The sequence below is a fragment of the Pseudolabrys sp. genome (assembly GCF_050250095.1).
GTDB lineage: Bacteria > Pseudomonadota > Alphaproteobacteria > Rhizobiales > Xanthobacteraceae > Pseudolabrys.
Genome location: NZ_JBFWPH010000004.1, coordinates 153,364 through 166,123, shown reverse-complemented (window position 1 = coordinate 166,123; position 12,760 = coordinate 153,364). Strand labels below are relative to the sequence as shown.

The following is a 12,760-nucleotide window of genomic DNA, read 5'->3' as shown; positions in this document are numbered from 1 at the left end:
TTTCGCTTGCCCCCGATCCGGGCTACGCTTGTCGCGCGGGTAGCCGAACCGCAACCGTCGGAACGAGCAGCACCGTGAAAGAACATCGCATCTATTCGATGCCCTTCGCCAGCGTCTATCCGGCCTATGTCGTCAAGGCGGAGAAGAAGGGACGCACGCAGCAGGAGGTCGACGAGATCATCCGCTGGCTGACCGGCTACAGCCAGAAGAAGCTGGAATCCCAATTGAAGAAGAAATCGGATTTCGAAACCTTCTTCGCGGATGCGCCGCGGCTCAATGCATCGCGCAGCCTAATCAAGGGCGTGATCTGCGGTATCCGGGTCGAGGACATCAAGGAGCCGCTGATGCGGGAGATCCGCTACCTCGACAAGCTGATCGACGAGCTTGCGAAGGGAAAGGCGATGGAGAAAATCCTGCGGCAGTGACAAGTCCTCCCGCCTTGGGCACACTCCGAAGACGGGCGAACGGCGACGCAATCCGGCAAGCGAGGAAACCAAATGAGCCACGTCACGTACAAGGTGATCCGCCACGAGGACGGCTGGGCCTATTCCGCCGACGGCACCATCTCGGAGACCTTCCCGAGCCACGCCGCCGCGCTTGCCGCCGCGCAGCGCGCCGCCCGCGAACAGCGCGCGCCGGGCCGGACCGCCGCGATCGAATACGAGGACGCCAACGGCCAGTGGCACACCGAACTCGCCAGCGGCCATGACCGCCCGGTCACGGATGTCGAGGATAAGAGCTAGAGCGTTTTCAAGCGAAGTGGGTACCGGTTCGCGTCAAGAAAACGCGACCAAACAAAAACGCTAACCCTTTACTTCGCGGCCAACACCGGAGGACGACCATGAGGACGATGCTGATGGCCGGCGCGGCTGGGCTTTCGCTCGCGCTCGCCGTTGCGCTGCCTGCGAACGCTGCGGAGCTGAAGATCCTCGCCGGCGGCTCGATGACCGGGCCGATGAAGGAACTCGGTCCCCGCTTCGAGAAGGCGACCGGCCACAAGCTCACCTTCGTCTATGCCGGCACGCCGGAGCTGATCCGGCAGGCGGCATCTGCGCCGTTCGACGCCGGCTTCGTGCCGATCCCGGTGGTGCAGAGCGCGCAGGCGCGCGACAAGTTCGGCCCGTCCGTTCCGGTCGGGCGCGTCGGCTACGGCGTTTCGGTCAAGGCCGGCGCGCGCAAGCCGGACATCTCGACCGTGGAGAAGTTCAAAGATGTGATGCTGAAGGCTCAGTCCTACACGCTGTACCCTGAGAGCGCTTCCGGCGCCATCATCGCCAAGACCTTCGAGAAGCTCGGCATCGCCGAGCAGATGAAACCCAAACTTAAAGCCCAGGCCAACCCGGCCGGCATCGTCAAGGCCGTCGCCAGCGGTGAGGCGCAGTACGGCGTCTTCGTCACCCATGTGCTGACCGCGCCGGGCCTCGAGCCGCCGGTCCCCTTCCCGGCCGAACTCGACCATCAGTTGGTGTTCGTCGGCGCCGTCGCGAAGGCGAGCCCGAACGCCGCCGCCGCGCAGGCCTTCATCGACTACCTGCGCACGCCGGAAGCCGTCGCCGTGTTCAAGGCCAAGGGCGTGACACCCGGCTGAGGACGGCGAAGGAGACCGCAACGCTCCCATTCCACGTTCCACATTCCTGCGTTCACCTGCACCGGAGGACGTCATGACACGGAAGTTTATCGATTGCCGCGAAATCCCCAGCGAGATGAATTGCACCGTCGCGATCAGCGCCGACAGCGAGAAGGAACTCTTGGAGGCCGCCGTGCAGCACGCCGTCGCGGTGCACGGCCACCGGGATTCCGCGGAGCTCCGCGACATGATCAAGGGCGCGTTCAAGGACGGCAATCCGCGCTGAAAGGCGGGAGGCGTCCCGTGCGCCGCGCCGTCAACCGCGCTATGAAGCCGCAATGAACCCGTTCGACGCCGTCATCTACGCCGCGCTGCTGATCGCCGTCGTGCTCGGCTTCCGCTCCGGCTTCCTGCGCAGCATGGTGACGATCCTCGGCTATATCGCCGCGGTGCCGGTCGCGCTCGCCGCCGCCCCGGTGTTGTCGAAGCTCGCGGTGGTGCAGTTCGGCCTGCCGCCGGAGCGCACGGGCCTCGTCGTCGCCGGCGCGTTTCTATTGGTCGGCATGGCGCTCGGCGCGCTGTTCCGCATGGCGATCGAGACCGTCACCGGCCCGACGGTGAGCGCGCCGGACCGCATGGCCGGCGCGATGCTTGGCGCGGCGCGGACCGGCCTGCTCGCCGTCGTCGTCGTGCTGATCTTCGACCGCATCATCCCGCCCCGCCGCGAGCCGGCGTTCCTGACCGGCTCGACGCTGCGCCCGGTGCTGTCCGCGGCCGGCCAGGCCGGGCTGCAATCCCTGCCGCCCGACATCCTGGCGCTGATCGACCGCCTCAAGCAACAGCACGGCCTTTGATGCAAATCCGCGGCGAAAACGCTGCGCGGCCTTATCCCTTGAACCTTCGTCCCGCCGCCGGCGACCAAAGCCTGTAGCGGCGGCGCAGGCGCGTCCGCTAGAATTGCGCGGCCTTACGGACGCGCGATGTGACACTTTTTGGGGGTGACCATGAAGCCGCTTTCCGCCGTCGTTTCGGGATCTGCCATTATCGCGGCTGCGCTGCTCGCGATGCCGATGGCCGCGCAGGCGCAAAGGCCTCAACAGGACACCCACGTCGCCAAGATGAACGCCTATGTCGGCTGCATCAACCGGCTGTCGGCGCGCAGCTACGACTCGCGCAAGCGCTACTTCAGCTGGGTCGGCAAGAACGGCCCGACCGGCAGGGAGCGCATCATCTACGGCACCTACACGATCTACGACACTTCCGACTGCCGCAAGAAGGTCGAGCAGGCCAATAGGCTCGAGCCGCGCGACGCCACCATCGAGGCCGCGGCCAGCGCCTATGTCGAGGCGGTGAGCGCGCTCGAGCCGCTGCTCAAGGAAGCCGACGACTATTACGAGCAGGAAAATTACAAGGACGACAAGATGGCCAAGGGCAAGGCGCTGCATCCGCGCCTCGTCGCGGCATGGGACGCCTTCGCCAAGGCCGATCAGGGCCTGCGTCACGAGGTCGAGGCGATCAACGACCGCCGCGCCGCCGAGAAGCTCGTCGAGATCGAGAAAGCCGAAGGCCGCCAGGCGCGCTATCACGTCCAGGCGGTGATGATCCACGCCAAGCGCGTGCTGCGCGCGCAGAACGCCGACAAGCCCGACCTCAAGGAGATCACGGCGGCGCTTACCGAATACGAAACCATCGTTAACGCCACCGACAAGTTCGCCGACAACAACGCGCCGGCCGGCGGGGCGAAGATCGGCTCGTTCTTCATGAGCGCGGCGAAATCCTATCTCGTCTCCGCCAAGCAGCTGATGCGCCGCATCCGCGACAAGACGCCGTACAGCGCGGGCGACCGCATGATGCTCAACGCCGGCTCCGGCTGGATGGTGGAAGGTTCGCCGCCGCGGCTGCTGCGCGACTACAATCAGCTGGTCGACGCCTTCAATCGCGGCGCGAATATCTGACATTGCTGTCATGCCCGGCTTTATGCCGGGCATCCACGTCTTACCTTCTTGATCCTGCCCAAGACGTGGATGGCCGGGCATAGCCCGTCGAAGACGGGCGTAAACGCCCTTTTGTCCCGGCCATGACCGAGCGATATGCTTCCAACCGCAAGGCATGCATGGACATGACCACCGCATCCCCCTCGCCGCTCCGCCTCGCGCTCGGCGTGCTCGGCTGGACCTTCGGCTGCGCGCTCGCCGCGCCGTTCGTCACGCTGGCGCTGATCGTGCCGTTCTATCTCGCCGACAAGGTCTGCGGCACGCCGGGCGACAGCGGCGGCTGCGAGATGGGTTTCGGCGTCATGGTCATCATGTCGCCGCTCGCCGGTGCGACGGTCGGCTTCGTTGTCGGCCTCGTACGGGCGTTCCGACGCACACAAACCGCTTGATCGCAAGGACACCGCATGCGCCGCGCCATCACCATCGCCGTCTTTCTCGTCGTCGTGCTCGGCGCCGGCCTCGCCATCGGCTCGGTGACGCGGCCGGACGGCTGGTACGCCACGCTCGCCAAGCCGCCGTTCAACCCGCCAAACTGGGTGTTCGCGCCGGTCTGGACGCTGCTCTATGTGATGATCGCGGTCGCCGGCGCGCGCACTTACGAGCGCGTGCGCGGCTTCTCGTTATGGGTGGCGCAGATGGCGCTGAACTTCGCCTGGACGCCGGTGTTTTTCCTGCTGCACAAACCCGTGCTCGCGCTCGGCGTCATCGTGGCGCTGCTCGCCGTCATCCTCGCCTTCATCAGGATGAAATGGCCGGAGGACCGCCTCAGCGCGGGGCTGTTCGTGCCCTATGCGGCGTGGGTCGCCTTCGCGACGCTGCTCAATGCGTCGATCGTGGCGCTCAACTGACCACTAAAGTCTGACCGCCGTGACGATGCGCGCGCCGAGGCCGATCAGCACCGCGCCGAGCGTGCGCTCGATGACGCCACGCGCGCGGGCATAGGCCGCCTGCACGCGCGGCCGCGAGAACACGAAGGCGACGGTCGTGTACCACGCGATTTCCTGCGCGCCGACGATGGCGATGGCGGCGAGCCGCACCCACAGCGGCGCGTGCGGCGGCAGCAGCGCGACGAAGATCGAGGAAAAGAACACGATGATCTTCGGATTGCCGAGGCTGAGCCACGCGCCGACCGTCACAGCACGGCCGAGACCGTCTCTTGATTCATCCGTGTTTGCCCGCGCCTCATCGACCGGCGCGGTGGTGCTGGCCGTCGCGGCAGGTTTCGCCTTGGCGCTGCGCCATGCACCGATGCCGAGCCAGATCAGGTAAAGCCCGCCGGCGAGCTGGATCGCGCCATAGAGCGCCGCGAATTGCGTCATCAGCAGCGCGATGCCGAAACAGGCCGCCGCCGCCCAAAGCGTCGCGGCAATTGCGACGCCGGCGCCGAGCCCGACCGCGGTGCGCAGATTCCGCCCCGCCGCCGCGCGGCTGACCATGATGAAGGCCGGACCCGGACTGATGATGCCGAGCGCATTCGCCAGCGCCAGCCCGGCGAGCGGGAGGAGATAGGAGGCGTCGGCGGGGTTGGGGGTCATGCAAGGAAGGTAGCACGAGGTGCCAAGGCGCTACAGATACTTCTTGTCATCGCCGACCAGCAGATCGCGGATGTTGTTGCCGACCGGAAAGCCATAACCGTTCCCCGGCCGCTCCCAGAACAGGCGGCCTTCGCGATGATGGTCGCTGGCATAAAGCGCCGCGCCAATCATCGTCATTGCAATTTGCAAAGCTTGCACCGCGTCGACGCCGGTGCCCCAGCGTTCTGCTTTTTCGTCAGGCCAGTTAATCGTGTAGTTGCAACGCCATTCCACGTCGGCGCGCTGTTCCGGAGCGTGGAGTTCAACCGCGACCGGAATGTCCTTGCCTCCGGCGCGCACCGTCAGCAGGCGTCTGGCGATGATCATAAACGCGCTTTCACTAATAATGTCCGTCACGTTTGATTGCCACCTCGATCTCGGCTTCAAGTCCAGAGTGCTCGGTGGTGAGCTTGTTGACGATATCAACCTGAATGGAAGCGATCGCTGTCGCAATCGCCTTCGAGTAAATGCCGAATTCTTCCGCACTGAGTTGCCGCTTCAACACCGGGACAAGCGCGCCGAGTTCTCTTGAACTGCGGAACGCAGCGCGGGCGATGGTACGAGCCAATTCAATTTGCATGGAAAATTCCTTACCGGCTAACGCCGAGACATCTATTCAGACAGCGCCGGAATGCAAATTCGTTCAAATCGCTGCCGGGCGCTTGCGGGCGAAGCAAAAGGTGTAGGCATTGGTCTACGCATTTACTCATTGTTGCGTGACCTGCAGCAAGTTTAGCGCATTCATCCCAGAATCTTGAAGTGACGCCAAAACTACCTGGCAGTATCCCGCCGTCGCTCGTCCACTGCCCGCCGCCCGAACTTCCAGCCGGTACGCGCGGCTGATCGGGATCGTACTTCATTTCCCGGCGTTCGCCGATTTTCAGCAACAACAGGTCGACGTGAGCGGCCGCGATTTGTGATTGCCGCCAGAGATAGTCCGCATTTTCCTTGAACCATGATCGCATTGTCTTATCGAAAACTGTCTAGGTTATTTTTCCTACTCGATTGACAATCTGCCGTCAATGATTATATTCCTATCACCCGATCCACCGGCCGGCGGCGCGCAAGCGCATCCGACGACATGAAGGGCGCTTCATGAGGCGTCATGACTGCGGGATCGGGCGCGGTGCCCGCGCGTGACGTTCGCAGCATCACACCCGGGCGGTCCGGGGCTCCGCCCTCCGGTCACTACGGGCCGGACGCAAGGAGCTTGCAGGTCACCGCCGGCACGGCAGGTTTAATCGCCTGTCTTCCCGGCGCATCGATCGCGCGGCCCGGACCGGGCGCAGTCCGCTGCGCCAAAGCCGCAAATACCCGTCTTCGCTCGCCCTTACGGGACGAGCTTCGACGGGGGAGCGCCGAGAGGCGCCGCGCGTTTCGAAAGAAGCGCGCGCAACGACGAACGGCTGCGCCTGTCGGCGCTCCGCTCCCTTCGCTTTCAAGAAGGCGGAGGGGAAGTGAACGGGAAGTCCGGCGTCCCCCGCGCCGTCAAGAACAGGGGTGATGTTGCATGCCTGCTTCTTCAGGCGAGCCGCCCGCGCCGCCCCAGCAACAGCCACAGCACCAGGCCGACCACCGGCAGGATCAAAATGAGGACGATCCAGAGCACTTTCGAACCGGTCGAGCCGCCGCCCTGGAGGATCTTCACGATCGCCCAGATATCGGCCACGAGAATGATCAGCCCGAGCAGGCCGCCATATTCAAAACCCATCGCAATGTCTCCACATGAACCCCGGAGGAACGGATCGGCAATGATCCGCATGAAAACGCGCAGCGGCGCGAAATGACAACCGCGCCGCGCCGCGAAAGTTCCCTGCGGCGCTCCGCCGCCGCCGCTTTTTCGCGGCGGCGCGCCTTTTCCCGTCATCCAGGGCGGCGCGCGAAGCGTATCCCCGTCATGACAGCCGCCAGCGAGTTGCCCGCCGCAACAGCCCGCTCCGCCGCGTCATCGCCGCGCCTGCGCGCGGCGATGCGGCTTGCCATGCTCGCTTTCCTCGCCGGCGGCTGCGTGCTGCATTTTCGCGCGACCGGTGCGCTGGTCGCGATGACGCCGGACTGGGTGCCGTGGAAGCGCGCCGTCGTGCTGGCGACCGGCCCGCTCGAGCTTGCGCTCGGCCTCGGCCTTCTGGTCCCGCGGCTGCGCCGGTGGTGCGGCATCCTGATCGCGGCCTATGTCGTCGCGGTGTGGCCCGCCAACATCAAGCATGCGGTGGAGCATCTGGTGCTGCCGCCGGTGCCGGATTCGTGGTGGTATCACGGCCCGCGTCTCGCGCTGCAGCCGGTCATCGCCTGGTGGGCGCTGTATGGCGCGGAGGCCGTGGACTGGCCGTTCGCCCGCAACAGGAGACCGGAATGAGATTGCGCCGCGCATGTTTCGTCGCCGCCGGCCTGCTCGCCGCGGTCGCGCTGCTGTCAACGCCCGCGCGCGCGGAAACCGGCGACGAGATCTTCGCCAACCGGCCCGCCTTCTCGCGCGGCGAGGTGCCGCCGCAGGCGATCGCGCGCTGCGACAACCTGCGCGGCATGGCGGAGGGCCTGCCGGTGACGGATTTCCGCATCGACCTCGCGGCGAGCGGAACGCTCACGCTGGTCAAGGGCGACGGCGCGTTGTGGTATCTCGTCATCTGCTCGGACCTGCGCGTCATGTGCGTCACCTACGAGTCGAACGATATGGCGGTCGGCGAGCTGGTCACGTTCAAGGGCGCGTACCGCCGGCTCGACCGCAACCACGCCGTGCTCGACCCCTGCCTCGCGAGCCGCGGCGCCGGCGACGGCGAAGACGCCGGCAAGGGCGCCCGCTGACGGCGCGCCGCGCCCGATTGCGAACGGCCTTCGCCATTCCTATCTCACGGCAAGCTGTGCCAGGGCGGGCGGTCCGCCGTGGCGACACCCCGCCCCCGGCGGGATGCCAACGGAGAACGGACCATGTGGGCTGCTTTCGCGCGTCAAATCGCGGCTTATGCCATCACCCGCCGCGGCAAGAAGCTGTTCGCGCTGATCGGCGTGCTGGCGCTGTGCTTCGGCGCAGCGCTGCTGATCGACATGCAGCTTTACCTGTCGGCGGGTTTCACCGCGGTGCTCGCCTGCTTCGCGGCCGCGGCTTTCGTCGTGCAGCACGCCAAAATCAAGCGCGCGGAACTGGAGCGCCTCGCCCGCAAGGCGGAGGCCGCGCGCCAGCGCGCACTCGCGGCGCAGGCGCGGATCGACCGCATCGACAATGCGAAGGCGGCCTTCACCGGCGCATTCACCGGCGCGGCGCAGTCGGCGCGCACGGCGTTCGTCGACATGACGAGGGAAACGGTGGCGGTCGCCTCGGAAACGGTCGATGCCGTCTCGCGCGGCGCCAATGCGATGGCCGAGGCCGTCAACGACGCCGCGCTGCGGGCGGCCAACGCGATGACCGAGGCGGTCGCCGGCGTCACCGCGCGCACGACGACCGGCGCCGAGCATATCGCCCGCGCCGGTCTCGTCCGCGTCGTGAAAGGCTGGCGCACGCTGCGCGGCGATCAGGGCTTGGCGCCCTGACCGCCGGCAGAGCGTTGCGGCTTTTACTGCAGCGTGATGATGAGGCCGTTGAGGTCGGCCGCGACGATCAGGCCGGTCTGCTCGCCGGCGATGGTGAGCACCGCGCCCTTGTTGTTGGTCAGCACGATCGCACCCGCGCCCTTGACGGCGGCGGCGCCCGCGCCAGCCGCGGCGTAAACACCGGCGACATCCGACGGACGGCGGATATTGCTCACCGTGCCGCGGAAGTTCGTCGCCGATGCGCCGAAGGTGAAGCCGTAGCTCAGGCCGCCGATCGAGATCGGATAACGGCGGCCGTGGAAGCGAAGCGTACCGCTGCCGCCGGACGCGCCGATCACGAAACCGGCCTTGACCACCTTGAAGGTGATGCGGCCGCTATCGGCCTGCGCGGCGGGCGCGGCCATCGCGACGGCCGCAATGGCGGCGAACGCTGCAAGCATGGTGCGAAATTTCTTGAAAATCGACATCGGTTATCCTCCGCGGGCAATGGCAAGATGCGCGATCGAAAATCAGAGCCACCCGGTGCCCGGCAAGCCGGTCGATCGCGACAAAATAATTCGCAGGCAGAACACGCAAACCGAATTCGGCGAGTCGCCGCACTGCAGTATTGTCATATCGTAGAGTGACACCCGAACGACGCCATCTCCATCCAAAACAATCCACCGGCAAACTTACCGCCATTGGTGGCGGAAATTTGGTGAAATCGGCGTCTTATTAAGGTGCGTTCGCGCGGGACCGCGCTCAGCGTTTGAAAAGCCCCATGATGCTCGCCTTTGCGAGCGTATTGAAATGAAGCTGGAAGCCGATCACCGCCGCCGAGGTGTCGGCATTGGCGTCGAGCTTGTCCTTGCCGACCGCGAACACCGTGAACAGATAACGGTGCGGATGGTCCGCTTCCGGCGGACACGGGCCGCCATAGCCGGGCGCGCCGAAGTCGGTGCGCGACTGCAGCGCCCCCGCCGGCATCTTGCCGCCGGCGCTCCCCGCCCCCGCCGCAAGCTCCGTCACCCCGGCCGGAATATTGCACACCACCCAGTGCCAAAAACCGGAGCCGGTCGGCGCGTCGGGATCGTAGCAGGTCACGGCAAAGCTCTTGGTCCCGGCCGGCGCGCCGGTCCACGTCAGATGCGGCGAAACATTGCCGCCGGCGCAGCCGAAACCGAAATCGGCCGACAGGATGTGGTCCTTCGGCAGATAGTCGCCGTCCTTGAAGCTGTTACTCGTCACCTTGAACGTCATCGTTTCCTCCCGTGCGGCCATGAACCGTCAGACATATTTCTCGTCGCGCTCCAGCAGCTCCACCGAAATGCCGTGCGGCCCGCGCAGGAACATCACGCGGATTCCGGGACGCTGGGTGAAGACATGCTTGGTGAACTCGGCGCCCTTCGCCTTGAGGTCCTCATAGACCCTGTCGACGTCCTTCACGAAGAAGCCGATGTGGTCGATGCCGAGACAGGGCGTCACCGGCGCGGCGTTGACCTGCTCGCCGGTCGCGACCGGCAGGATGAAGATCTTTTGCCCGCCGAGTTTCAGATCGACCCGCGGCTTGCCCTGCTGGGTCGAGCGGACGATCTCCGCGCCGAGCATATGCTCGAACCAGGCCGCCATGCCCTCGACATCGGGCGTGCGCAAATGGACGTGATCGAACGCGATCTGCATCGGAACCTCTTCAGGACGGCGGGTGGCGGCGATTGAACCAGCCCGGACACCCCCGGCGCAATCCCCGTTTGCGCAACGCCGGAGCTTGCAGAACGCCGTCACCTGCGCGCATGATTTGCCGTCACCGGGAGCGAATAGGAGGAGCGGTCGGATGGCCTTGCGGCGTGGACCGGCGACGATCGCCGCGCTGCTGTCGTTCAACGGCGGCTTTGTCGACGCGGTCGGCTTCCTCGGCCTGGCCGGCCTGTTCACCTCTCACGTCACCGGCAATTTCGTCACGCTCGGCGCAGCGCTGGTCGCCGGCCATCACGGCATCATCAATAAAATCATCGCGCTGCCGGTCTTCGTCGCCGTCATCGCGCTGGCGCGGATCGCCGGCGGACAGATGCGCCGGCGCAACCTGCCGGCGCTGCGCATCTTTCTCGTCGCCGAGGTCGCCCTGCTGTTCGCGTTCTTCGTGCTGGCGGTCTGGCTCGGCCCGTTCCCGAACGCCGACAGTCCGGCGGGCCTGCTGACCGGCTGCACCGGCGTCGCGGCGATGGCGCTGCAGAACGCATTCCAGCGCGTGCATTTCGCCGATCTGCCGCCGACCACGATCATGACCGGCAACACCACGCAGGCGACCATCGACATGGTCGACCTGATGCTCGGCGAGCCGGGGACCGACCGCGCGCGGGTGCGCACGCGGTTCCGCCGGCTTGCCGCCAGCATCGCCTGCTTCGCCGCCGGCTGCATCCTGGCGGCCGGGCTTTACTGGCTGATCGGCTTCTGGAGCCTCGCCGTTGCGGTGGTCATCGGCGCCATCGCCGCGATATTGCGCCGCGACGAAGACAAGCTCGGCACAACCTGATCACGATCCCTATTGTCAGCCACGCGCGCCGGTTGCACACTGGCGGCGGGTTGGGAGCGTTTCCTGTGTCCGGTTGCGTCTGCGTTGCGTGGAAGGCGCTCGTGCGCGCTGCGGCAGTGACGGCGATGGCCGTCGCGCTCGGCGGATGCTTGCGCGATCCCTACGTCGGCGGCGGCCTCGCCCGCGTGTCCGGCAACTGGCAGATCGAGCGCGCGCAGGACCGCGTCGCCGGCCGGCCGATCTCGAGCGCCAACCTGTTCACGCGGCGCTCGTCGCACACCAATGTCAGCTACCCGCTGTCCGCCTCGCTGCAACTCACCTGCTTCCGCCGGCAGCCGATCGTCAAATTCGAGTTCGAGACCAAGGTCGGCTCAAACCGCAACTCGGCGCTGGGCTACCGGTTCGACGACAAGCCCGGCCACGAAGTGACGGCGCGCTTCCTCACCGACTTCCGCACCGTGGTGATCGAGGACCGCGCGGAGGTCGTGCGCTTCACCAACGAACTCGCGGCATCGCAGTCCGTCTATGTCCGCATCGACTCGCTGAACGCCGGCCGCACGGCGACGGAATTCCAGCTCAACGGCGCCGGCGAGGCGATCCGGGCTGGCTTTGCCGATTGCCCCCTCAACGCGCCGGCGCCGGCAACCCAGACGAGCGCGTTGCGCTAGTTTTCGCTCCTTCGATTTTCGACGCGCGAAAACCGCCCTGCATTCCCGAATAGCCGCTATTTCTTGCAATGGCGAAACGGGGCGTCGATAGTTTGCGCCGTTCCGCCACGCCGCCAACCGATTACCGGGTGCATCATGCTCACGCTCTACAACACGAACCATTCGACCTGCAGCCAGAAGGCGCGCATGGCGCTCCAGGAAAAGGGAGTGGAGTTCAAGGATCACCAGATCAGCCTGCGCGATCTCGAGCAATTCTCCGACTGGTACATGAAGCTCAATCCCAATGGCGTGGTGCCGACGCTGGTGCACGACGACAAGGTCGTGATCGAGTCGACCGTGATCGGGGAATATGTCGACGACGTATTCGGCGGAACCAAGCTGACACCGGAAGACAGCTATCAACGCGCGCGCATGCGCGTCTGGCGGCAGTATATCGACGAGGTGCCGACCGTTGCGGTGCGCGTTCCGTCGTTCAATCTCTATCTGCTGCCGAAGTTCCTCGCCGTGAACGAGAACTGGCTCGACACCCGCAAGGACAAGACTCCGCTGCGCAAGGCCGTGCTGCGCCGGATGGACAAGAACGGTTTCCCGAAGGAAGAGATGGACGACGCGCGCGACAAGCTGCGCCAGACCGTCGAGCGCATGTCGAAGAGCCTCGAGAACGGCCCGTGGCTCGCCGGCGAGCAGTTCACGCTGGCCGACATCTATATGACGCCGAATCTGGTGCGGCTGGAGGATCTCGGCCTTTCCGACATCTGGGCCGATCAGCCGCGCGTCAAGGACTGGTATGCTCGCATCCAGGCGCGCCCCTCCTTCGCCAAGGCCTATTACGAGGGCTCGCGGATCGTGATGCCGAAGAAGTAGCCGAAACTCTCGACAATCCGCACAACACAATATTTACCGCCCGCCGCTTTAATTCGCGT

At 65.8% G+C, this 12,760-nt stretch carries 21 protein-coding genes; 14 read left to right on the top strand and 7 right to left on the bottom strand.

What is annotated here, in order from left to right:
* The first annotated feature begins 74 nt into the window (after positions 1-74).
* From AB7F10_RS13750 to AB7F10_RS13715, 8 genes are all read left to right on the top strand, one after another.
* Positions 75-425, top strand: a complete 351-nt coding sequence (locus AB7F10_RS13750; RefSeq protein ID WP_428562118.1) for a DUF2200 domain-containing protein — start codon at positions 75-77, stop codon at positions 423-425.
* 72 nt (positions 426-497) lie between these two features.
* Positions 498-743 (top strand): DUF2188 domain-containing protein, encoded by a 246-nt coding sequence (locus AB7F10_RS13745; RefSeq protein ID WP_428562120.1) that lies wholly within the window; start codon positions 498-500, stop codon positions 741-743.
* A 98-nt stretch (positions 744-841) separates the two neighbouring features.
* Positions 842-1,588, top strand: coding sequence for a molybdate ABC transporter substrate-binding protein (gene modA / locus AB7F10_RS13740; protein WP_428562122.1), 747 nt, complete (start codon positions 842-844; stop codon positions 1,586-1,588).
* Positions 1,589-1,661: 73 nt separating this feature from the next.
* Positions 1,662-1,853 (top strand): DUF1059 domain-containing protein, encoded by a 192-nt coding sequence (locus AB7F10_RS13735; RefSeq protein WP_428562124.1) that lies wholly within the window; start codon positions 1,662-1,664, stop codon positions 1,851-1,853.
* A gap of 52 nt (positions 1,854-1,905) precedes the next feature.
* Positions 1,906-2,421, top strand: coding sequence for a CvpA family protein (locus AB7F10_RS13730; RefSeq protein WP_428562125.1), 516 nt, complete (start codon positions 1,906-1,908; stop codon positions 2,419-2,421).
* Positions 2,422-2,571: 150 nt separating this feature from the next.
* Positions 2,572-3,522, top strand: a complete 951-nt coding sequence (locus AB7F10_RS13725; protein WP_428562127.1) for a YiiG family protein — start codon at positions 2,572-2,574, stop codon at positions 3,520-3,522.
* A gap of 164 nt (positions 3,523-3,686) precedes the next feature.
* Positions 3,687-3,950, top strand: a complete 264-nt coding sequence (locus tag AB7F10_RS13720; protein ID WP_428562129.1) for a hypothetical protein — start codon at positions 3,687-3,689, stop codon at positions 3,948-3,950.
* A 15-nt stretch (positions 3,951-3,965) separates the two neighbouring features.
* Positions 3,966-4,409: a TspO/MBR family protein gene (locus AB7F10_RS13715; RefSeq protein ID WP_428562131.1), complete on the top strand. Its 444-nt coding sequence runs from the start codon at positions 3,966-3,968 to the stop codon at positions 4,407-4,409.
* A gap of 3 nt (positions 4,410-4,412) precedes the next feature.
* Here the strand turns inward: AB7F10_RS13715 and AB7F10_RS13710 are convergent, their stop codons facing one another.
* The 4 genes from AB7F10_RS13710 to AB7F10_RS13695 form a co-directional block, all read right to left on the bottom strand.
* Positions 4,413-5,096, bottom strand: a complete 684-nt coding sequence (locus AB7F10_RS13710) for a LysE family translocator (RefSeq protein ID WP_428562133.1) — start codon at positions 5,094-5,096, stop codon at positions 4,413-4,415.
* A gap of 30 nt (positions 5,097-5,126) precedes the next feature.
* Complete coding sequence (locus tag AB7F10_RS13705) at positions 5,127-5,492, bottom strand: DUF6968 family protein (protein WP_428562135.1); 366 nt, start codon at positions 5,490-5,492, stop codon at positions 5,127-5,129.
* Positions 5,476-5,715, bottom strand: a complete 240-nt coding sequence (locus AB7F10_RS13700) for a hypothetical protein (protein WP_428562137.1) — start codon at positions 5,713-5,715, stop codon at positions 5,476-5,478. The genes AB7F10_RS13705 and AB7F10_RS13700 overlap by 17 nt, the downstream gene beginning before the upstream one ends.
* A gap of 942 nt (positions 5,716-6,657) precedes the next feature.
* On the bottom strand, positions 6,658-7,002 hold the full coding sequence (locus AB7F10_RS13695; RefSeq protein WP_428562139.1) for a PLDc N-terminal domain-containing protein: 345 nt from the start codon (positions 7,000-7,002) through the stop codon (positions 6,658-6,660).
* A gap of 102 nt (positions 7,003-7,104) precedes the next feature.
* Between AB7F10_RS13695 and AB7F10_RS13690 the strand changes: the two genes are divergently transcribed.
* From AB7F10_RS13690 to AB7F10_RS13680, 3 genes are all read left to right on the top strand, one after another.
* Positions 7,105-7,491, top strand: coding sequence for a DoxX family protein (locus AB7F10_RS13690; RefSeq protein ID WP_428562471.1), 387 nt, complete (start codon positions 7,105-7,107; stop codon positions 7,489-7,491).
* The gene (locus tag AB7F10_RS13685) at positions 7,488-7,937 is read left to right on the top strand and encodes a hypothetical protein (RefSeq protein WP_428562141.1); all 450 of its coding nucleotides are present in this window, start codon (positions 7,488-7,490) and stop codon (positions 7,935-7,937) included. The genes AB7F10_RS13690 and AB7F10_RS13685 overlap by 4 nt, the downstream gene beginning before the upstream one ends.
* Before the next feature lie 123 nt (positions 7,938-8,060).
* Positions 8,061-8,660: a hypothetical protein gene (locus AB7F10_RS13680; protein WP_428562143.1), complete on the top strand. Its 600-nt coding sequence runs from the start codon at positions 8,061-8,063 to the stop codon at positions 8,658-8,660.
* 23 nt (positions 8,661-8,683) lie between these two features.
* On the opposite strand, the gene AB7F10_RS13675 is transcribed toward AB7F10_RS13680, so the two are convergent.
* The 3 genes from AB7F10_RS13675 to AB7F10_RS13665 all read right to left on the bottom strand — a co-directional run bounded on the left by AB7F10_RS13675 (position 8,684) and on the right by AB7F10_RS13665 (position 10,319).
* The gene (locus tag AB7F10_RS13675; RefSeq protein WP_428562145.1) at positions 8,684-9,127 is read right to left on the bottom strand and encodes a hypothetical protein; all 444 of its coding nucleotides are present in this window, start codon (positions 9,125-9,127) and stop codon (positions 8,684-8,686) included.
* 274 nt (positions 9,128-9,401) lie between these two features.
* Positions 9,402-9,899, bottom strand: coding sequence for a YbhB/YbcL family Raf kinase inhibitor-like protein (locus tag AB7F10_RS13670; RefSeq protein ID WP_428562147.1), 498 nt, complete (start codon positions 9,897-9,899; stop codon positions 9,402-9,404).
* A gap of 27 nt (positions 9,900-9,926) precedes the next feature.
* Entirely contained in the window at positions 9,927-10,319 is a 393-nt protein-coding gene (locus AB7F10_RS13665; protein ID WP_428562149.1) for a VOC family protein, read from the bottom strand.
* A gap of 151 nt (positions 10,320-10,470) precedes the next feature.
* Between AB7F10_RS13665 and AB7F10_RS13660 the strand changes: the two genes are divergently transcribed.
* The 3 genes from AB7F10_RS13660 (at position 10,471) to AB7F10_RS13650 (ending at position 12,701) form a co-directional block, all read left to right on the top strand.
* Positions 10,471-11,169, top strand: coding sequence for a YoaK family protein (locus tag AB7F10_RS13660; protein ID WP_428562151.1), 699 nt, complete (start codon positions 10,471-10,473; stop codon positions 11,167-11,169).
* 101 nt (positions 11,170-11,270) lie between these two features.
* Positions 11,271-11,837 carry a hypothetical protein gene (locus AB7F10_RS13655; protein ID WP_428562153.1) on the top strand — a complete coding sequence of 189 codons (567 nt, stop codon included), beginning with the start codon at positions 11,271-11,273 and terminating at the stop codon, positions 11,835-11,837.
* A 135-nt stretch (positions 11,838-11,972) separates the two neighbouring features.
* The gene (locus tag AB7F10_RS13650) at positions 11,973-12,701 is read left to right on the top strand and encodes a glutathione S-transferase family protein (RefSeq protein WP_428562155.1); all 729 of its coding nucleotides are present in this window, start codon (positions 11,973-11,975) and stop codon (positions 12,699-12,701) included.
* Positions 12,702-12,760: the final 59 nt, after the last annotated feature.

Bases quoted from the DNA above. Each gene is read 5' to 3' on its own strand.
- AB7F10_RS13745 (WP_428562120.1), top strand. From the start codon at position 498: ATGAGCCACGTCACGTACAAGGTGATCCGCCACGAGGACGGCTGGGCC.
- modA (WP_428562122.1), top strand. From the start codon at position 842: ATGAGGACGATGCTGATGGCCGGCGCGGCTGGGCTTTCGCTCGCGCTC.
- AB7F10_RS13735 (WP_428562124.1), top strand. From the start codon at position 1,662: ATGACACGGAAGTTTATCGATTGCCGCGAAATCCCCAGCGAGATGAAT.
- AB7F10_RS13730 (WP_428562125.1), top strand. From the start codon at position 1,906: ATGAACCCGTTCGACGCCGTCATCTACGCCGCGCTGCTGATCGCCGTC.
- AB7F10_RS13725 (WP_428562127.1), top strand. From the start codon at position 2,572: ATGAAGCCGCTTTCCGCCGTCGTTTCGGGATCTGCCATTATCGCGGCT.
- AB7F10_RS13720 (WP_428562129.1), top strand. From the start codon at position 3,687: ATGACCACCGCATCCCCCTCGCCGCTCCGCCTCGCGCTCGGCGTGCTC.
- AB7F10_RS13715 (WP_428562131.1), top strand. From the start codon at position 3,966: ATGCGCCGCGCCATCACCATCGCCGTCTTTCTCGTCGTCGTGCTCGGC.
- AB7F10_RS13710 (WP_428562133.1), bottom strand. From the start codon at position 5,096: ATGACCCCCAACCCCGCCGACGCCTCCTATCTCCTCCCGCTCGCCGGG.
- AB7F10_RS13700 (WP_428562137.1), bottom strand. From the start codon at position 5,715: ATGCAAATTGAATTGGCTCGTACCATCGCCCGCGCTGCGTTCCGCAGT.
- AB7F10_RS13695 (WP_428562139.1), bottom strand. From the start codon at position 7,002: ATGACGGGAAAAGGCGCGCCGCCGCGAAAAAGCGGCGGCGGCGGAGCG.
- AB7F10_RS13690 (WP_428562471.1), top strand. From the start codon at position 7,105: ATGCGGCTTGCCATGCTCGCTTTCCTCGCCGGCGGCTGCGTGCTGCAT.
- AB7F10_RS13685 (WP_428562141.1), top strand. From the start codon at position 7,488: ATGAGATTGCGCCGCGCATGTTTCGTCGCCGCCGGCCTGCTCGCCGCG.
- AB7F10_RS13680 (WP_428562143.1), top strand. From the start codon at position 8,061: ATGTGGGCTGCTTTCGCGCGTCAAATCGCGGCTTATGCCATCACCCGC.
- AB7F10_RS13675 (WP_428562145.1), bottom strand. From the start codon at position 9,127: ATGTCGATTTTCAAGAAATTTCGCACCATGCTTGCAGCGTTCGCCGCC.
- AB7F10_RS13670 (WP_428562147.1), bottom strand. From the start codon at position 9,899: ATGACGTTCAAGGTGACGAGTAACAGCTTCAAGGACGGCGACTATCTG.
- AB7F10_RS13665 (WP_428562149.1), bottom strand. From the start codon at position 10,319: ATGCAGATCGCGTTCGATCACGTCCATTTGCGCACGCCCGATGTCGAG.
- AB7F10_RS13660 (WP_428562151.1), top strand. From the start codon at position 10,471: ATGGCCTTGCGGCGTGGACCGGCGACGATCGCCGCGCTGCTGTCGTTC.
- AB7F10_RS13650 (WP_428562155.1), top strand. From the start codon at position 11,973: ATGCTCACGCTCTACAACACGAACCATTCGACCTGCAGCCAGAAGGCG.